Genomic DNA, 17,869 nt, shown 5'->3' on the forward strand with positions numbered 1-17,869 from the left:
GTGGTTCAGCCCCTCTCTCCGGTGCCGCGGCCCTGCGGCGAAGTCGGCGGGAGCGGGTCGGCGCGCGACACCTGGGCCTCCGGGTACGCCTCGCGGCCCGGCGGGCTGGGCGGCGCGGGCACCGGCTCGACGGTGCGGGCGCGCTCGATCCGTACCGCGCACACCTTGTACTCGGGGATCTTCGACCGCGGGTCGAGGGCGTCGATGGTCAGCTGGTTGGCGGCCACCGGGTACGGCCAGTGGTACGGCACGAACACGTGGTCGGGCCGGATCGCCTCGGTGACCAGGGCCGGCAGCACCGAGCTGCCGCGCCGGGTGATCACCCGCACCGGCTCGCCGTTGCGGAATCCCTGCGACGGGTGCACCTCCACCCACGGCCTCGGCGTCTGCTCGACCAGCGCGCCCAGCCGCCGGGTCTGGTTGCCCGACAGGTAGTGCGCGACGGTGCGGCCGGTGGTCAGCGTCATCGGGAAGTCGTCGTCGTACGGGTCGGCGGGCGGGTGCCACTCGACCACCTGGAGGTGGATCCTCCCGTCCGGGTGGTAGCTCTTGCCGTCCTCGAACAGCCTTGGCGTTCCCGGGTGTTCGATGCCCGGGCAGGGCCACACCAGGCCGCCGGTCCGCTCCAGCCGGTCGTAGGTGATGCCGTAGTAGTCGATCACCGTGCCGGCCGAGGCGCGGCGCAGCTCGTCGAAGACCTCGCGCGAGTCCTCGAAGGCGAACTTGCTTCCCACGCCCAGGCGTCGGGCGAGTTCGCACATCACCCAGGTGTCGGTGCGCACGCCCTCGGGGGGCTCCTGGGCCTTGTTGTGCTTGACGACGCGGGCCTCGGCGTTGGCCATCACGCCCTCGTCCTCGGCCCAACTGGTGACGGGGAAGACCACGTGCGCGTTGGCGGCGGTCTCGGACAGGAAGAAGTCGAACTGGGCGTGGAACTCCAGCTTGTCGTAACCGTCCTTCACCACGGCGTAGTTGGGCAGCGAGACGAACGGGTTGTTGCAGACGCCGATCAGGCCGCGGATCTCCTGGCGCTGCATCTGCCAGACCATTTCCGTCATCGACGTTCCGGCGAGCGGGAGTTCGGACTCCTCGATGCCCCAGATCGCGGCGATCTGCCGGCGGTGCGCCGGGTCGTTGATGGAACGGCCGCCGGGCAGCAGGTCGGACTTCTGGCCGTGCTCGCGGCCGCCCTGCCCGTTGCCCTGACCGGTCAGTGTGCCGTAACCGGCGCCCGGGCGGCCCAGGTTGCCGGTCGCGGTGCACAGGTTGATGACGGTCAGGCAGTTCTCCACACCCTGGGTGTGGTGCTCGATGCCGCGCGCGTGCCAGCCCATCGCCCGCCGCGCCCGGCCGAACGCCCGTGCCACCTGGACGACTTGCTCGGCCGGGACGCCGCAGATCTCGGCGGCCCGGCTCGGCGGGTACTCCTTGACGGTGGCCTTGACCTCCTCCCAGCCGGTGGTGTTCGCCGACAGGAACGCCTCGTCGGTCAGCCCCTCCTCGACGATCACGTGCAGCACCGCGTTGAAAAAGGCCGCGTCCGTACCGGACTTGAGCGCCACGTGAATGTCGGCGGTGCGGGCGACGGCGGTCTCCCGCGGGTCGACCACGATCAGCGTCGCGCCCCGGTCGCGGGCGCCCCACACGTACTGGGTCAGCACCGGGAAGCACTCGCCGACGTTCGCCCCGACCAGCAGCAGGCACTCGGTCTGCAGGATGTCGGCGAACGGGTTGGCCGCCCGGTCGATGCCGAACGCCAGCTTGTTGGCGCCCGCGGCGCTCACCATGCACAGCCGGCCGTTGTAGTCCACGTGCCGGGTCTTCAGCGCGACCCGCGCGAACTTGCCCACCAGGTAGGTCTTTTCGGAGAACAGGCTGGCCCCGCCGAGCATCCCGAAGGCGTCCCGACCGTGCTCGCGCTGGATCCGGTTGATCTGCTCCACCGTGAAGTCCAGCGCCTCGTCCCAACTCACCTCCCGCAGCGGCTGGTTGCGGTCCCGGCGGAGCAGCGGGGCGGTCAGCCGGTCCGGGTGGTTGACCTGCTGGTAGGCGTTGATTCCCTTGGGGCACAGGCGCATTCGGTTGATGTCGTGGTTGCGCGGCTCCACCCCGAACACCTTGCCGTGCCCGTCCACCCGCAGGTACATCCCGCACTGCACGCCGCAGAAGCAGCAGTGCGTGGGAACGAGGGTCTGCTCACCCTGGTCGGCCCGCCACGCGGCGGCGGGCAGGCCGCCCGCGTCACGGAAGTTGCGCGTCCCGAGCGGGGCGACACTCGGGTCCAACGGGACGTGCTCGGCGGTCACTTGAACCCTCCCATGACGTCGGCGCTCACTTGAAGGCTCGCTCGATGCCGGCGCTCACTCGAAGCCTCGCTCGATGCCGGCGCTCACTCGAAGCCTCGCTCGATGCCGGCGGTCATTTGAAGCCTCGCTTGACGGTCGACAGGTAGGCGGTGCCGCGCAGCACCCGCTTGCAGCGCGGGCAGTACTCGGCCCACTCGTCGAAGCCGAGCCGCAGGTCGCGCATCGTGGCGCGCAGGTTGTCGACGGCGGCGACGGTGTCGATCGGCTGCCCGCAGCGGCGGCACGCCCGCAGCTCCTCGGCGTCCGAACCCTTGCGCCGCGCCGTGTACTTGAACAGCTGCATGCCGACCGCGGCGGGCCGCTGCACGATGTGGAAGAACTTCCCGAACGGCAGGTACACCAGGGTGAGCACCACCGATGCCATGTGCAGGATCGCCAGGAACTCGTAGCCGCCGCCGTGCAGGAACATCTCGGAGAAGGTCAGCAACAGGCCGGTCACCGAGATGGTGAGCAGCGCCAGCAGCGGGACGAAGTCGTAGCCGAACCGCTGGCCGGTGGTCGCCGCCCGGTCCCGCACCCGCCGCCACAGGAAGTAGCCGACACCGCTGATCACCATCACCGCCGCCAGGTCCAGCCCGTGGTACAGCACCCAGCCGAAGAAGCTGCCCGAGTCGAAGCCGAACAGCTTCACCCCCCACAGCCGCATCTCGTAGCCCGGTCCGGCCGCGCTGGAGGAGGTGAAGGTGAACCAGCCCCAGGTCAGCGGGAAGGTGATGAACGCCGCCAACAGGCAGCCCCAGAACATGAGTTGGTGCGCCACCCAACGGGCGTGCGAGCGGGCGCCGAGGAACTTCTGGAAGCCCAGGTAGGTGGCCGCCATCTTCGGCAGCGCGGTCGGCGAGCGCTTCAGGTTCTCCCAGGACAGGGCGACGCTCCAACCCTCCCGGAACAGCCGGCGGGCGGCCGGGGCGGAGATCCACATCATGTACCGGTACACCACGCCGAAGGTCAGGAACACCGACGCCACCGCGTACGGCACCAGCGCCGAGTCGAAGTCCCGCAACTCCCGGCTGCCCAGCAGGATCGCCGCGATCAGCAGCACGCTCGCCGCCCCCGCCACCATCGACGCCCGGCCGGCCGGCTCGAGCCCGACCGGCCGCACGTCGTCCGCCCGCGCGGAGCCCCCTCGGTACGGCGGCGGCTCGCCCCCGGTACGGCCTGCACCGCCGGCTCCCCCCGCGCCCCCTGTCCCCCCGGCCGAACTGCCCCCCGTTCCCCCGACCGGTCCCTCGGGGGGCGGCGGTGTCGCGGCCACGCGCACTCTCCTAGCGCTCGACTCGATCCGATGGTCGATCGGGCGTCCGGCATCCAGCCCCTGACACCCTCCTGCCCTCGGACGCTAACGAGCGCCTCCACCACCCCGCGCGCCCAACTGCGCCGTCGGCGGCGCGTCGCTGCGCCGAACGGTCGAGCGGGCAACGCGCGCTCGCTGCCGCCGGATTGAACGGACATCAGGCCCGACCGGGCCTGGACCGAACTGGTGACAGCAATTAAGGTACTGCTTCATGTTGAAGGACGTACATAACTCACCCGCCCCCGAGCCCGCCCTCACCGAGGACTCCGACGGCCACCTCTACGACCCCGGCGTACGCAGCTCGATGCGCGCGTTCGCCCTGGACGACGACACCCTCGCACTGGAGGCCGCCGCCGCCGTCCGCTCCGCCTCCCAGTCCATCGACCGCCTGCGCGCCCACGGCGCCGGCGGCCGCGGCCTCAGCTCCGGGGCCCTCGACCTGCTCACCCGGCTCGGCAACGCCGACCCGGACGGCCTCACCATCGGCGAACTCGCCCGCGCGGCAGGCGTCAGCTCCCGCAACGTCACCGGCCTGGTCGACACCCTGGAACGCGAAACCCTCGCCCGCCGCGTCCAGCACCCCGAGGACCGGCGCTCCGTCCGCGTCACCATCACCCCCGCCGGCCGCGACTGGCTCGACGCCTTCCGCCTGCCCACCCAGCGCGCCATGTCCGCCGTCTTCCGCGGCTTCACCCCCGAGGAACTCGCCCAGTTCCGGCACCTGTGCCTGCGCCTGGTCGTCAACCAGCAGCACCTGGAGCAGTACCTCGCCGCCGGGCATTCCTGACTCCGTCGTCAACCAACTCCGGTCGGCGCCGCGGCACTTCGACGCCGACCGGAGCCGCTCAGCGGAACGCGTCCGCGTTGCGCGCACACCAGGCCGCGAACCTCCCCGGCCCACGCCCCAGCAGCCGCTCCACCGTGTCGGTTCGCAGCCCGACGGTGTCGGCGCGCATCAGCGTGAACCCCTCGACGATGGCATCGGCCAGCGCCTGCGGCACCCCGCCGGGGAAGCGGGCCCGGACCGCCTCGGCGGGCGTCTTCGCCGCCCGGACCTCGATCCGGCGTCCGGTCACCCCGGCAAGAATCCGGACCTGCTCGGCCACCGTCAGGCACTCACCACCGGTCAGCACGTACTCCGCGCCGTCGTGGCCGTCCTCGGTGAGGACCAGGGCGGCGACGGCGGCGATGTCAGCGGGATCGACCGGCGCGAAGCGGCCCGGGCCGACCGGGTCCAGCACGTAACCCTCCGCGCGGATCGTCTCCACCCACTCCAGGGCGTTGGTCATGAATCCGCCGGGCCGCAGGATCGTCGCCGGTATGCCACTGCCGCGCACGATCTCCTCCCGCTCGTGGTGCCAGCGGCCCATGGCGGGCATCGGATCACCCAGCACGTTTGCGGACGAGAGGTGCACCAGGCGACGCACCCCCGCCGCCTCGGCAGCGGCAACGGCGTACGCGGTGTGCGCGGTACCGATGCCCGGTGTGAGCAGGAACACCCCCTCAACACCTCTCAACGCGCCTGCCAGCGTGGACGGTTCGCCCAGGTCCCCGACGAAACGCTCGGCGCGCGCGGGCAGCGCGGCGGCCCGGTCCGGGTCGCGGACCAGCAGGCGCAGCTCGGCGCCCGCCGCGTCGAGGGCGTGGACCAGTTCCCGTCCGATGTTTCCGGTCGCGCCTGTGATCAGTATCATCAATCCCCCTGGAGACGTTAGCCGTCTAGCGATCCGGCGAGAACGTTAGCCGGGAACTGATTAGCCGTCAATTGACCTGTCGCATCGCCCTGTTGTGCGTACCGACACCCCACCGGAGGCCGCGATGCCCGAGTTCCTGGACCTGCACGGCAAGACCTCGAAGGCGCTCCGGGCCCTCGCCGACGGCGCCATGCGACGCCACGGCCTCCACCTCGGACAGAACCACCTGCTCGCCGCCCTGTGGGAACGCGACGGCCGCACCCCTGGCGAGATCGCCGCCGCGCTCAACGTCACCACGCCCACCGTGGTCAAGATGGCCACCCGGATGGCCACCGCCGGACTCCTCACCCGCCACCGCGACGACCACGACAACCGCCTGGTCCGCCTCCGGCTCACGGACGCGGGCCGCGCCCTTCAGGAACCGATCGAGGCCGAACGCCGCGCCATGGAGGAACAGGTCATGGCCGACCTCACCCCCGCCGAACGCGAACATCTGCTGAGCGCCCTCACCAAGATCCACCGGGCAGCGGCCGACCTCCTCGCCTGACCGCCCGCCGCCCCCAACCGCCCCAACCATCCAGCCTCACAGGCGAATTCATCAGGATCGCTCGGAGACTGTCAGCCGAGCCCCAGCGCCGGGAGGCACTCCTTCACGCCGACCAGTTCGATGTCCTCGCGGCGGGTTCGCTCCCACATCTCGCGCGTCAGCCGCCAGCGCTGGATCGGCGCGGCCTCGCCGCGGCGGGCGTCCCACGTGGTGCCGTTCGGTTCGTAACCCAGCGCCCGGGACACCTTGTTGGACGCGTGGTTGTCGACGAATGCGTCACTCCCGGCCTCGCGCGCGCCCAACCCGGCGGCAACGCCAATTCCGTTACCGCGAAAGCGCCTTGACCTCCGCCGCCGCCGCCGATCCTTCCGGCCTCATCGCTCAACGGACCTCCGGACGTGGACCCGGACGTCAGCCGGCCACCCGATCCACTGTCAGTCGGCCCTCGGCGCGGCCGTGCTGTCCCGCAGCACCACCTCCGCGGAGGCCGTGCTGGTGTCGGTCTCGCGACCCTCGCGAAGGGCCAGACGGACCGCGAACTCGCCCATCGTGGCGAGCGGCAGACGGACGGTGCTCAGGGCCGGAGCCAGGTCGGTCGCCAGCGGGATGTCGTCGAAGCCGGCCACGGAAACGTCGCCGGGGACGGAGATGCCGCGGTCGCGCAGTTCGGCAAGGACGCCCGCGGCGCAGATGTCGGAGAGGGCAATCACGGCGGTGGGCAGCGGAGTTCCACTCTCCTGGGCGACGTCCAGGATCCGCGCCATCGCGGCCCGACCGCCCTCCCGGGTGAACTCCGCGCGCCGGACCATCCCTTCGCCCGCCTCCAGCCCGAGCTCGTGCAGCGCGTCCAGGACGCCGTCGAGGCGGTCCTCGGCGACCCGCATCCGCTCGGGACCGGTGATCACCGCGAAGCGGCGGTGGCCGAGTTGGGCCAGTGCGCGGGTGAGCGCGGCGGCGCCCGCCTTGTTGTCCACCTCGACGGTGTCGTACAGCGGACCGTGGTCGGTGATCGCCGCCACCCGGCCGCCCTGCTCCTGGTACGCCGCCAGCGCCTCATCCAGCTGCTGGATCACCGCGGTGTCGTTGTACGCCGACCCGGCCAGAATGATCGCCCGGACCCGGTGCGCGTGCAGCATCCGGATCGCCTCCAGCTCGCGCCGGGGGTCGCCGTCCGTGCTGGTCACCAGCGACAGCAGGCCCGCCCGGGCGGCGGCGTCGCCGACCCCGCGGGCGATCCCGCCGAAGTACGGGTCGGCCACGTCGTGCAGCAGCACCCCGATCGTCGCGCCGGACGACCTGGCCAGTGCCTGCGCCGGCGCGTTGGGGAGGTAGCCGAGCGCCTCGGCACTCGCCCGGACCTTCGCCGACAACTCCTCCGTCACCGACCGCGCCGAGCCGTTCAGGGCCCGGGAGGCGGTGGCCAGCGAGACACCAGCGTGCCGCGCCACATCCCCGAGAGTGACAGCCACCCGATACTCCCCGCTTTCCCCGCGCCCTGCTCGCCGATGATCGAGGGACAGGTTACCGCCCAGCCCCGCTCGGGTGACCGAGCCGACCACAACGCCTTGACCGGGGCGGGCGGGCCGCTTAGCCTCGGCGCATGGAAAGCGCTTTCCAAGGGCCTTCGACGGCTGGCGTGGAAAGCGCTTTCCAGTAGCCCGCACAAAGCTTCTGCATCCACCCCGCTCCGACTCTCGACCAGGCGACCTGCCAAGCGACCGCAGGGAGTTGGAAAGCGCTTTCCCGCGACCGCTCGGGGCCTCCCCGTGGCCATCGCGGTAAGCGCTTTCCGACCCTCCCGCCGTCCGATCGCCGGAGCCTCCACCACCTCCGCCCACGGAAAGGACCCCACCCATGTCCCGCAGGGTCATCGGCATCGTCATGAACGGCGTCACCGGCCGGATGGGTTACCGCCAGCACCTGGTGCGCTCGATCCTGGCCATCCGCGAACAGGGCGGCCTGCCGCTGGGCGACGGCCAGGTGCTGTGGCCGGAGCCGATCCTGGTCGGGCGCAGCGCCGCCAAGCTGGAGGAACTGGCGAAGCGACACGGCCTGTCGCACTGGACCACCTCGCTGGACGAAGCACTGGCCCACCCGCTGGCGGAGATCTACTTCGACGCGCAGGTCACCCAGGCCCGCGAGTCCGCGATCAAGGCGGCGATCGCGGCCGGAAAGCACATCTACACCGAGAAGCCGACCGCCGAGTCGCTGGATGCGGCGCTGGAACTGGCGCGGCTGGCCCGGGCCGCCGGCGTCTGCAACGGCGCGGTCCAGGACAAGCTGTTCCTGCCGGGCCTGCTGAAGCTCAAGCGCCTGGTGGACGGCGGCTTCTTCGGCCGCATCCTGTCGGTGCGCGGCGAGTTTGGCTACTGGGTGTTCGAGGGCGACTGGCAGGACGCCCAGCGTCCCTCCTGGAACTACCGCGCCGAGGACGGCGGCGGCATGATCCTCGACATGTTCCCGCACTGGCGCTACGTGCTGGACGGCATCATCGCCCCGGTCCGCTCGGTGTACGCGCACGCCGCGACGCACATCCCGCAGCGGGTCGACGAGCAGGGCCGCCCGTACCCGGCGACGGCCGACGACGCGGCGTACGGCGTCTTCGAGCTGGAGGGCGGGATCGTCGCCCAGGTCAACTCCTCGTGGGCAGTCCGGGTGGACCGGGACGAACTGGTGGAGTTCCAGGTCGACGGCACCGAGGGCAGCGCGGTCGCCGGGCTCCGCAACTGCCGGATCCAGCACCGCGGTTCGACCCCGAAGCCGGTGTGGAACCCGGACCTGCCGGCCACCGAGCAGTTCCGCGAGCAGTGGCAGCAGGTGCCGGACAACGCCGAGTTCGACAACGGCTTCAAGATCCAGTGGGAACTGTTCCTCAAGCACGTCGTGACCGGCGCGCCGTACCAGTGGGACCTCCTCGAGGGCGCCAAGGGCGTGCAGCTGGCCGAACTGGGCCTGCGCTCGGCCCGCGAGGGCCGGCGACTGGACGTGCCGGAGCTCAGCCTCTGACGCACTGACACCCTGCGCCTCGCGCCTTGCGCCCCGTGGCGGGCGCTGGGCGCTGGGCGCGCCGGGAACGAGCCCCCGGTACCGGGCGGCGGGCGGCGGGCGGCGGAGGCGGGGCCATGCGGCCGGCCGGGGCTGCACGGTCCGGTCCGCCCTCGCCGCCCCGCCCAACTCCCCCCGCCCCTCCCCCGCCCCTCCCTCGCCTCTCCCTCGCGCCTCCCGGGCCGGCGCCTGGCGCCCGCGCGCCGCAAGCGGTCATTTTCTGTCACGCGGTCGAGTTGATCTATGCAGGGATCATCTCCGCGTAGATGATCTCCTCCACCCGGCCGGCCGTTCTCCGCCCCCACCCACCGACACCCCCCTCTCCGCCCACCCCACCCCACCCCTCCCTCGATCCCCGCGATCGCCCGACCTCAAGGCCTGACACCATGACTCATCTCGATCTGCCCGGCATCGGCCGGTACCAGTTGCGCGAGCCCGTGGCGCTCGCCGCCCCGTCGGGGCCGGCCTCGTCCCGGGTGGCGTTCGCGGCCGCCCACGTGGTGGCCGATCCGCTGGGCGGGAACGCGCCCGGCGCGCCGGCCGCCGTGGACTGGGAGGGAACACTCAAGTTCCGGCACCGGCTCTGGGAGCTGGGCCTCGGCGTCGCCGATGCGATGGACACCGCACAGCGCGGGATGGGCCTGGACTGGGCCGCGACCCAGGAGCTGATCGCCCGATCGGGTGCGGAGGCGAAGTCCGTCGGCGGTCGGCTGGCATGCGGCGCGGGCACCGACCAACTGACGTCCGTCGACGTCTCGTTGGCCGAGGTGTCGGCGGCGTACGAGGAGCAGCTGGCGGTGGTCGAGGCGGCGGGTGCGCAGCCGATCCTGATGGCGAGCCGGGCGCTGGCGGCGTCGGCGCGCGGTCCGGAGGACTACCTGTCGGTGTACGGGAAGCTGGTCGAGCAGGCCGAACGGCCGGTGATTCTGCACTGGTTGGGCGAGATGTTCGATCCGGCGCTGGCCGGCTACTGGGGCTCGGCGGATCTGGATGCGGCCGCGCAGACGGTGCTCGAACTGATCCGCAGCCACCCGGGACGGATCGACGGCATCAAGGTGTCGCTGCTGGACGCGGGCCGGGAGATCGCGCTGCGACGTGAACTGCCGTCCGGGGTGCGGATGTACACGGGCGACGACTTCAACTACCCGGAGCTGGTGCGGGGTGACGAGGTCGGGCACAGTGACGCGCTGCTGGGCGTGTTCGACCCGATCGCGGAGGTCGCGGCGGCTGCTCTGCAGGCGCTCGACGCCGATGATCTGGCGCGCTACGACGCGCTGTTCGGCCCGACGGTGCCGCTGGCGCGGCACCTGTTCGCGGCGCCGACATTCCACTACAAGACCGGCATCGTGTTCCTGGCGTGGCTGTGCGGGCACCAGGACCACTTCACCATGGTGGCCGGTGCGCAGAGCGGCCGTTCGGTGAGCCACCTGGTGGAGCTGTTCCGACTGGCGGACGTGGCCAGGGTGTTGGGCGATCCGGAGTTGGCGGCCGGTCGGATGCGGCAGTTCCTGGCGCTGGCGGGGGTGCGGGCATGAGCTCGGCGGGGCTGAAGGTGGCCGAGGGGTGCGAGCGGCTGTCGCTGAACCAGATCACCACCAAGGGCTGGAGTCTGGCGGAGGCGGTAAGGGGCTGCGTGGACGCCGGAGTTCCGGCAATCGGTCTGTGGCGGGACAAGGTCGCCGAGGCGGGTCTGGCCCGGGCGGCGCGGCTGTGCCGGGACGCGGGTGTCGCGGTGAGCAGCCTGTGCCGGGGCGGGTTCCTGACGGCCGGCGACGAGGCGGCGCGTCGGGCGGCGTTCGCGGACAACCTGGCGGCAATCGAGGAGGCGGCCGAACTCGGCACCGACACCCTGGTGTTGGTGGTGGGCGGCCTCCCGGCCGGCAGCCGGGACCTGATCGGAGCCCGCCGCCAGGTGGCCGACATGATCGCCGAACTCGCGCCGCACGCCGGTGACTTCGGAGTCCGGCTGGCGATCGAGCCGCTGCACCCGATGTTCTGCGCGGACCGGGCGGTGGTCTCCACCCTGGGCCAGGCGCTCGACCTGGCTGAGGCCCATCCGGCCGAGCAGGTCGGTGTCGTGGTGGACAGCTACCACGTCTGGTGGGACCCGGAGTTGGAGCAGCAGATCGCACGGGCCGGCGCCGGTGGCCGGATCGCCTCCTACCAGGTGTGCGACTGGACGCTGCCGCTGCCCGCGGACGCGTTGCTGGGCCGCGGGCACGTCGGCGACGGGCACATCGACTTCGGCTGGCTGACCGACCGGGTGGCCGCCGCCGGCTACGACGGCTGGATCGAGGTCGAGTTGTTCAACGAGGCGGTCTGGCACACTCCGGGCGAACAGACCCTCGCCACCGTGAAGGAGCGCCACCGCACGCACATCGTGCGCCGCTGACCAAGGCAGGCGCGAGCGGGCCGGGGGTCACCGGCCGGTCCGCCGCCCCTGTCGTGTCGCAGTGGTGGGCGCGCGGCCCGGTCCGGTTGAGTGGTGCCGCGCCGGGGCTGGAAACCGGGCGCGGGGGCCGGAAACGGGCGAGTGGGTCGGAAACGGGCGAGTGGGTCGAGATCGTGATCGAGAGAGGCGGAGGTGGGCGGATGCGAATCGTCGTGGCGCCGGATTCGTTCAAGGGGACGATCGACGCGGCGGATGCCGCCGAGGCACTGGCCGCAGGTTGGCGTTCGGTCCGGCCGACGGACGAAGTGCGGTGCGCGCCAATGGCCGACGGCGGGGAGGGGACGCTCGCGGCCATCGTCTCCGCCAGCCCCGGCGCGCGGCTGATCGACGTCCCGGACGTGACCGGCCCGGACGGTCGGCCGGTGTGCGGGCAGTTCGCACTGCTGCCGAACGGCACGGCCGTGGTCGAGCTGGCGGTGGCCAGTGGACTCCCGTTGCTGGGAGACGAGTTGCGCCCACTGACCGCGACCACGCGGGGCACCGGCGAGACGATTGCCGCCGCTCTGGACGCCGGTGCGACCCGGCTGCTGATCGGCCTCGGCGGTTCGGCGTCCACCGACGGCGGCTTCGGATTGCTGTCCGCTCTCGGCGCCCGCCTGCTGGACGACGAAGGCGGAGAGCTTGCTGACGCTACGTCAAATCTCGATGCAGCACTCGAGGTTGCCGCCACCTTCGACCGTTCACGGATCCGCTTCGCTCCGCCCGGCGGGGTGGTGCTGCTCACGGATGTGACCAATCCGCTGCTCGGCGAACGCGGCGCGGCGGCGGTGTACGGGCCGCAGAAGGGCGCCGGCGAGGACGAACTCCCGCTGCTGGAGCTCAGGTTGACGAGGCTGGCGGAGCTGATGGGCGGCGACCCATCGTATCCCGGTGCAGGTGCGGCAGGCGGCACGGGCTACGGGCTGCTTGCAGGCTGGGGCGCGGTGGTCGAACCGGGCGCACCAGCGGTTGCCCAACTCCTCGGGCTGCCCGACATGTTGGCGTCAGCAGATCTACTGATCACCGGCGAGGGCCGGTACGACGCGACAAGTCTTCAGGGCAAGGCCGTCGGCGAGGTGGTGCGCCTGGCCGAGGCGGCGGGCGTTCCGTCCAACGTGGTGGCGGGCGAGTCGACTGCCGCCGAGGTGCTCACCCTCTCCTCGCTGGCCGGTTCCGCATCCGCCGCCCGGGCCGAGCCGGCCCACTGGCTGCACCGCGCCGGGGCGACGCTCGCGGACCGGTGGACAGCCTCGCAGTCCTGATCCGCCGTCCCCGACCACCCGTTCCGCCCCGCCGACCGGCCGGGTGAACCCTCCTCCCACCTGCCCGATATTCCGTTGACCTGCTGTCGGCGGCCCGGAATGATAAGTCGTCATGTCTACTTTCCATGACGACCCACAGTCCGCACCGGCCACCCCTGCCACGCCCGTCCCGACCACGCCCGCCGCGGACTGGACGGACTGGGCAACGGCCAACCGCGCGAACTGGGACGAGCGGGTGCCGGTCCATGTCGGCGGTGCGTTCTACGACGTCCCGGCGTTCGTGGCCGGCGCTGAAGTGCTGCGAGACTTCGAGCTCGCGGAGCTCGGGGACGTCACTGGAAAGCGCTTGCTGCACCTGCAGTGCCACATCGGCCTGGACACCCTTTCGTGGGCGCGTCGCGGCGCGCTGGTGACGGGGCTGGACTTCTCCGAGCCGGCGCTCGTGGAGGCCGCGCAGCTCGCGAAGCGGATCGGGACGGACTCGGCGCGCTTCGTCACCTCCGATGTGTACGGGGCGGTGGAGGCCCTCGGCGGCGAAACCTTCGACATCGTGTACACGGGCATGGGAGCGCTGAACTGGCTTCCGGACCTTGCACGTTGGGCACGCACGGTGGCGGCACTGACCAGCCCGGGCGGCTTCGTGTACCTGTCGGAGTTCCACCCGGTCGCCGAACTCGTCGCGGAGGACGGCCGCACTGTGGTGGAGGACTACTTCGACCGCGCGCCGGCCGTCGTGGACGAGCCCGGCAGCTACGCCGACCGGGACGCGACGATGACCGCGACCCGCACGGTGCAGTGGCGGCACGGAATCGGCGACGTGGTCAGCGCCCTGGCAGCGGCCGGCCTGCACCTGGAGTTCCTGCACGAACACGCGCACGGCCACTTCTTCCTGCCGCCCGGCCCCCGCCTCCCGCTGGTCTACTCACTGCGCGCCTCCCGCCCGTCCTGAAGCCCCACCGCCGGGCGGCGAACCTGACTCCAGCGCCGGAAGAAACCCGAACGGCCCACCGAATCCGCCGGGCCGTCCCGACGCTGCGGTCACTCGGACGGAGGCCGTCGCCCGAACGGTCAGCGCACCTCTCCGGCCAGGGCATCAACAGCCGCATGAACGGCCGCCGGGTGGGCGAGCAGGTCGGTACTGTCGGCCCACTGATCGACGGCGCCGGTCAGCGGGAGGTCGCGCAACTCCGGTTCGGTGACGGTGCGTTGGAGGGCGCGGGCGAAGCGGTCGGCGTGCAGGACCAGGTACGGGCGGCTGTGATACGGGCGCCGCGTCGGGTCCAGCGGTTCGGTGAGCGCCAGCGCGTTGTGGGCGCGGGCGGCGGACTCGTACGCGTCGCACAGATGACCCTCGCGGGTGCCGTGATCGGTGGCGGCGAGGACGGCGCGCAGAGCCGGCCCGAGGACGGGGTCGGCGGGCAGGCGCGCGAACGCCTGCCCCAACCACTTGCTGTACGGCGCGAAGGAACGATGCTGCAGCAGGGTGAGCCGCATCAGGTCGCGGACCAGACGGGCGGCGACAACGGCGGCGCCGAGTTCGTCGCCGGTCTCGGCGCAGCGGCCGACGAACGCTTCCTCCTGCGCGATGCGCTGCCACTGGCAGGCCATCAGGTATCGCCACAGCTGGTCGGGGTACCACCGGAAGCGTCGGCGGACTGCGGTGACGGTGCCGTGGTCGTCGCGCAGGACGATGCCGGCGGTGAGTTCGGCGAGCTTCTGCTGCGGGAGCGCGAGCCAGTCGGTGGTGGTGGGATCGGTGTCGGCCCAGGCGGCGGCCCGGGGGCCGAGCTGGGTGGTGAGCCAGCCGGGCAGGTGGTGGACCGTGACGCGGTGGTCCACGGCGCCGGCGGTGGCGGGTTCGAGGTGGCTGACGGGGTTGCGCGGGTCGCCGGTGGCACGGAAGTGGGTGGACCAGCCGCGGATCTGCGGGGGCAGGCGTTCGGCGAGCAGTGCGGTGATGGCCGGGCCGTGCCGCTCGGCGTCCTCGGGGGTGAGGAAGAGCTGAAGGCGCGGCCCCCAGTCGTGGTCGGCGGAGCGGGCGGTGTCGAAGCCGAGCACTTCGGAGCCCGGTCCGATTCGCGCAGCGGCGTAACGCAGCCGCGGGTAAGCGCTTTCCAGCAGGGGTCGGACTGCGTCCTCGTACAGTGCTGCGGCAAGTTCGAGTCCCGGCACGAACGGCGGCTCCGGCGTGATCATGCCGCCCACCTTGGCAGCGAGCAGCGCCGTGGTCCATCGCATATCGCCCCTGTCGGCAGGACATCAACGCGACCGAGCGGTTCAGCCGACGGCGGCGGGGCGTTTGTCGGGCCGCCCCGGGCGAGGTTCGGAAGCGGTGACCGGATCGGCGACGTGCGTCTCGGCCGCAAGCCCCTTGAACGGCTCGTCGGGGCGGTCGCGAATCGGCATGGCGACCAGGAGCGTGAAGGTCAGCAAGACGTAAGCGCTGCCGCCGAACAGTGTGCCGGGGGTGCGCCCGTCGGGGTGCCAGAGCCACACCATGCCGCTGGAGATGACCAGTTGGAGCAGCCAGCTGACGGTGAGCAGGCCGCGGCGGCGTTCGCGCAGCGCAACCTCGGCGAGGACCACCAGCGCGGGCAGCACCCACACCAGGTGGTGCACCCAGGTGATCGGGCTGACCAGGCAGCAGGCGAGGCCGGTCAGGCTGTAGGCGGCGAGGGTGTCACCGGCCCGGGTGGCCCGGTGCAGGCGGTGCGCCCAGATGGCGAGGACGGCGAGCGAGGCGGCCACCCACAGTGCCCGGCCCGGAAGTTGAGGTCCGAGGCGGGCGATGAGGCCCTGCAACGACTGGTTGGACATATTGGCGAAGCCGCCGACCCGGTCGGTGTCCCAGAGCGTGGCGGTCCAGAACTGCCGGGAGACCTCGGGACCGATCAGAAACCCCAGCCCGGTGGCGCCCAGCGCGGTCACGGCGGCGGTCCCGGCGGCGCGCCACCGGCGGGTGATCAGCAGGTGGACGATGAACAGTGCGGGGGTGAGCTTGATCGCGGCGGCCAGTCCGATGCCAACCCCGCTCATGAACTTCCAACGGTTGTCGGCAAGTTGCCGATCCGCGAAGACCAGGGCGACCAGCAGCAGGTTGACCTGACCGAAACTGAAAGTGTCGCGCACCGGGTTGCTGAGACCGCACAGACAGGCCGCCAGCCCGAACGCGTACCACCGGCACCAGCCGCGCCGCCGCGCGATCGGATCGACCAGCCAGTACAGCAGAAGGGCGGTCGCGACGGCGGACAGAACGACACCGACCGCGATCGCCGGATGCCAGCCGAACAGGCGCATCGGCAGCATGCAGACCGCGGCGAACGGCGGGTAGGTGAACCCGTAGGCCGTACCGGGGCGGACGTAGTCATAGAGCTGCCTGGTCTCGAACCAGTGCCGCACCGTGCCGTAGTACACCCCGATGTCGAACCAGCCGCGATGCCCAGGAATGACCGCCAGGACCAGGGCGGTAACGACCACGGCGACCCCCAGGACCACGACCCTGGCGACGGTCGTTCCCCGCGTCAGCACGCCAACTGCCGTTCACGGAACGAGATCCCGCGCTCCGCAGCCGCCACAACTCCGACCCCGATCCCCAATCCGCCGACCGCGAGCACCAGTTCCGCACCGTCCGGGCTGAACCCGTCCGGCATCACCACGAACACCAGGACCACGCAGGCAAGTTCGACGACCCTCCGGACACCCGGTACACGAACGGCGAAGGCCGCGGGAAGCACTGCCCACAACGCGTACCACGGCCGAAAGGCCGGCCCGAGGGCAACCAGGACGGCAAACGCGAACGCCAGGGCAGCCACCGGCTCGCTCCCCCGCCCGACAACTCTCCACCCCAACACGGCAATAGCAGCTGCCGCGAGGACAATCCCGAGCAACCGGGCGACAGCGACCGCACCCTCCGGAGCGGTGCCTGCGATATCGGCGGCCAGTCGGCCCAGACTGCTGGTGAGCGACCAACTGGAGCTGGTGGCCGGGGTGGTGAGGGCTGAGATCCATCCGTAACCGGTGCCCGCAACGGCGGTGAAGGCAAGCACCGTGCCGGCGGCCGCCCCCAAAGCCCGTGCGCTCGTCCACAGTTGGTCCCGCCGAGTACGATCCGCAGCAGCGACCAGGCACACCACGGGCAGAGCGAGCGCGGCCGGGGCCTTCACCAGGGCAGCCAGGGCGACCAGGGCGGCGGCGAGCACAGCACGCCGCCGAGTGGCGGCAAGCAGACCGCCGAGCAGCAGGGCGAGCGCCGGCGCATCGTTGTGCGCACCGGCGATCAGGTGGACCAACACCAGCGGATTGAGCACCCCCAGACGCAACGCGGCGGCCGGATCGACGCCGAGCGCGCGGGCGAGCGCGGGCAGCAGGGCGGCAATCGCGGCAACGGCGAGAACAGCAGCCAGCCGCAGCACCACCGTTCCGACCCACGGGTGTTCGGCGAGCGGAGCGACGGCCCGGGCCACCAGGAGGAAGGCAGGACCGTAGGGAGCGGGAGTGTGCTGCCAAACCTGCGGTATCTGTACGGCTGTTGGCCCGCCAAGGTCGGCCGGCCCGTGCGTGTAGACGTCCAAACCGTGGGCGAGCATGGCACCTTGGGCAAGGTAACTGTAGACATCACGGCTGAACAGCGGAGGCACGAGCAGCAGCGGGGCGACCCACCAGGTCAGCGTTACCTTCAACCAGCGCTCATCGGGCGGCGGTTGACCGTCGACGGGTCGCCCCATCAACATCCAGGCGGCGACAAGAACGGCGAGCCCCGCGAAGACCAGCACGGTACCCGCACCGCCAGAAGCACGCAGCGCAGGGCCGGTGTCAGCGGCGGACCGAGCGCCTGCGCTGAGGGCCCCGACGGCCAGAGCGAGCGAACCCAGGAGCCCGAGCCACCGGCACCGGCTCGGGTAGGCGTTCACGCCCGTGTTCGGCATGCCGGGAAGGCTGACAGAACGGTGTGGCGACCGGACGACCGGCCCGCGTCCGGCGGATGACCACGGGGCGTCCGGAGAGAGCCGGCCACGCACCGACCCACCCCACCCCCGGCCCGCCCCGCCACCGCCCCGCCGCACCCCAAATCGGTGAACTCCGTTCGCCGAACCGGCCATTCAGCATGTGCACATCTGATCTCCGTCGGACGTCCACCTGAGGGCCAGTCGGGTCGGGGAGACATACCCATGCCGCTTCTGACCGGCGCCGCCCGACCGGCGGGTCGGCGGACCGGCGGACCGGCAGCGGG

General features: G+C 71.7%; 15 protein-coding genes. 7 read left to right on the forward strand and 8 right to left on the reverse strand.

Annotated elements, in window-relative coordinates:
• Nucleotides 1–5: 5 nt before the first annotated feature.
• Both ACFYST_RS21150 and ACFYST_RS21155 read right to left on the reverse strand, forming a co-directional pair.
• Nucleotides 6–2,306, reverse strand: coding sequence for a molybdopterin oxidoreductase family protein (locus ACFYST_RS21150; protein WP_387864440.1), 2,301 nt, complete (start codon nucleotides 2,304–2,306; stop codon nucleotides 6–8).
• A 112-nt stretch (nucleotides 2,307–2,418) separates the two neighbouring features.
• Nucleotides 2,419–3,468, reverse strand: a complete 1,050-nt coding sequence (locus ACFYST_RS21155; protein ID WP_387864443.1) for an MFS transporter — start codon at nucleotides 3,466–3,468, stop codon at nucleotides 2,419–2,421.
• Nucleotides 3,469–3,871: 403 nt separating this feature from the next.
• Between ACFYST_RS21155 and ACFYST_RS21160 the strand changes: the two genes are divergently transcribed.
• Nucleotides 3,872–4,447 (forward strand): MarR family winged helix-turn-helix transcriptional regulator, encoded by a 576-nt coding sequence (locus ACFYST_RS21160; RefSeq protein ID WP_387864446.1) that lies wholly within the window; start codon nucleotides 3,872–3,874, stop codon nucleotides 4,445–4,447.
• A gap of 58 nt (nucleotides 4,448–4,505) precedes the next feature.
• Here the strand turns inward: ACFYST_RS21160 and ACFYST_RS21165 are convergent, their stop codons facing one another.
• Complete coding sequence (locus tag ACFYST_RS21165) at nucleotides 4,506–5,354, reverse strand: NAD(P)H-binding protein (protein ID WP_387864447.1); 849 nt, start codon at nucleotides 5,352–5,354, stop codon at nucleotides 4,506–4,508.
• Nucleotides 5,355–5,478: 124 nt separating this feature from the next.
• On the opposite strand from ACFYST_RS21165, the gene ACFYST_RS21170 reads away from it, so the two are divergent.
• A complete protein-coding gene (locus ACFYST_RS21170) occupies nucleotides 5,479–5,901 on the forward strand; it encodes a MarR family winged helix-turn-helix transcriptional regulator (protein WP_387633655.1) in 423 nt (140 codons plus the stop codon).
• A 71-nt stretch (nucleotides 5,902–5,972) separates the two neighbouring features.
• Here ACFYST_RS21170 and ACFYST_RS21175 read toward each other — a convergent pair whose 3' ends face one another.
• Complete coding sequence (locus ACFYST_RS21175; protein ID WP_387864450.1) at nucleotides 5,973–6,203, reverse strand: hypothetical protein; 231 nt, start codon at nucleotides 6,201–6,203, stop codon at nucleotides 5,973–5,975.
• A 132-nt stretch (nucleotides 6,204–6,335) separates the two neighbouring features.
• Nucleotides 6,336–7,370, reverse strand: coding sequence for a LacI family DNA-binding transcriptional regulator (locus tag ACFYST_RS21180; protein ID WP_387633659.1), 1,035 nt, complete (start codon nucleotides 7,368–7,370; stop codon nucleotides 6,336–6,338).
• Between the two features lie 385 nt (nucleotides 7,371–7,755).
• Between ACFYST_RS21180 and ACFYST_RS21185 the strand changes: the two genes are divergently transcribed.
• From ACFYST_RS21185 to ACFYST_RS21205, 5 genes are all read left to right on the forward strand, one after another.
• Nucleotides 7,756–8,907: a Gfo/Idh/MocA family protein gene (locus ACFYST_RS21185; RefSeq protein ID WP_387864453.1), complete on the forward strand. Its 1,152-nt coding sequence runs from the start codon at nucleotides 7,756–7,758 to the stop codon at nucleotides 8,905–8,907.
• A 425-nt stretch (nucleotides 8,908–9,332) separates the two neighbouring features.
• Nucleotides 9,333–10,481: a dihydrodipicolinate synthase family protein gene (locus ACFYST_RS21190; RefSeq protein WP_387864454.1), complete on the forward strand. Its 1,149-nt coding sequence runs from the start codon at nucleotides 9,333–9,335 to the stop codon at nucleotides 10,479–10,481.
• A complete protein-coding gene (locus ACFYST_RS21195; protein WP_387864456.1) occupies nucleotides 10,478–11,338 on the forward strand; it encodes a sugar phosphate isomerase/epimerase family protein in 861 nt (286 codons plus the stop codon). The genes ACFYST_RS21190 and ACFYST_RS21195 overlap by 4 nt, the downstream gene beginning before the upstream one ends.
• Nucleotides 11,339–11,538: 200 nt before the next feature.
• Nucleotides 11,539–12,639 carry a glycerate kinase gene (locus ACFYST_RS21200; RefSeq protein ID WP_387864459.1) on the forward strand — a complete coding sequence of 367 codons (1,101 nt, stop codon included), beginning with the start codon at nucleotides 11,539–11,541 and terminating at the stop codon, nucleotides 12,637–12,639.
• Between the two features lie 112 nt (nucleotides 12,640–12,751).
• Complete coding sequence (locus tag ACFYST_RS21205) at nucleotides 12,752–13,588, forward strand: class I SAM-dependent methyltransferase (protein WP_387864462.1); 837 nt, start codon at nucleotides 12,752–12,754, stop codon at nucleotides 13,586–13,588.
• Between the two features lie 119 nt (nucleotides 13,589–13,707).
• On the opposite strand, the gene ACFYST_RS21210 is transcribed toward ACFYST_RS21205, so the two are convergent.
• From ACFYST_RS21210 to mptB, 3 genes are all read right to left on the reverse strand, one after another.
• The gene (locus tag ACFYST_RS21210; RefSeq protein ID WP_387864794.1) at nucleotides 13,708–14,835 is read right to left on the reverse strand and encodes a DUF4037 domain-containing protein; all 1,128 of its coding nucleotides are present in this window, start codon (nucleotides 14,833–14,835) and stop codon (nucleotides 13,708–13,710) included.
• Between the two features lie 81 nt (nucleotides 14,836–14,916).
• Nucleotides 14,917–16,116, reverse strand: coding sequence for a glycosyltransferase 87 family protein (locus tag ACFYST_RS21215; protein ID WP_387864465.1), 1,200 nt, complete (start codon nucleotides 16,114–16,116; stop codon nucleotides 14,917–14,919).
• A 44-nt stretch (nucleotides 16,117–16,160) separates the two neighbouring features.
• Nucleotides 16,161–17,564, reverse strand: coding sequence for a polyprenol phosphomannose-dependent alpha 1,6 mannosyltransferase MptB (gene mptB / locus ACFYST_RS21220; RefSeq protein ID WP_387864467.1), 1,404 nt, complete (start codon nucleotides 17,562–17,564; stop codon nucleotides 16,161–16,163).
• Nucleotides 17,565–17,869 lie beyond the last annotated feature (305 nt).

The organism is Kitasatospora sp. NPDC004614, from assembly GCF_042873675.1.
Classification (GTDB): Bacteria; Actinomycetota; Actinomycetes; order Streptomycetales; family Streptomycetaceae; genus Kitasatospora.

Coding starts and splice junctions, on each gene's coding strand:
- ACFYST_RS21160 (WP_387864446.1), top strand. CDS start 3,872: ATGTTGAAGGACGTACATAACTCACCCGCCCCCGAGCCCGCCCTCACC.
- ACFYST_RS21165 (WP_387864447.1), bottom strand. CDS start 5,354: ATGATACTGATCACAGGCGCGACCGGAAACATCGGACGGGAACTGGTC.
- ACFYST_RS21170 (WP_387633655.1), top strand. CDS start 5,479: ATGCCCGAGTTCCTGGACCTGCACGGCAAGACCTCGAAGGCGCTCCGG.
- ACFYST_RS21185 (WP_387864453.1), top strand. CDS start 7,756: ATGTCCCGCAGGGTCATCGGCATCGTCATGAACGGCGTCACCGGCCGG.
- ACFYST_RS21190 (WP_387864454.1), top strand. CDS start 9,333: ATGACTCATCTCGATCTGCCCGGCATCGGCCGGTACCAGTTGCGCGAG.
- ACFYST_RS21195 (WP_387864456.1), top strand. CDS start 10,478: ATGAGCTCGGCGGGGCTGAAGGTGGCCGAGGGGTGCGAGCGGCTGTCG.
- ACFYST_RS21200 (WP_387864459.1), top strand. CDS start 11,539: ATGCGAATCGTCGTGGCGCCGGATTCGTTCAAGGGGACGATCGACGCG.
- ACFYST_RS21205 (WP_387864462.1), top strand. CDS start 12,752: ATGTCTACTTTCCATGACGACCCACAGTCCGCACCGGCCACCCCTGCC.
- ACFYST_RS21210 (WP_387864794.1), bottom strand. CDS start 14,835: ATGATCACGCCGGAGCCGCCGTTCGTGCCGGGACTCGAACTTGCCGCA.
- mptB (WP_387864467.1), bottom strand. CDS start 17,564: ATGCCGAACACGGGCGTGAACGCCTACCCGAGCCGGTGCCGGTGGCTC.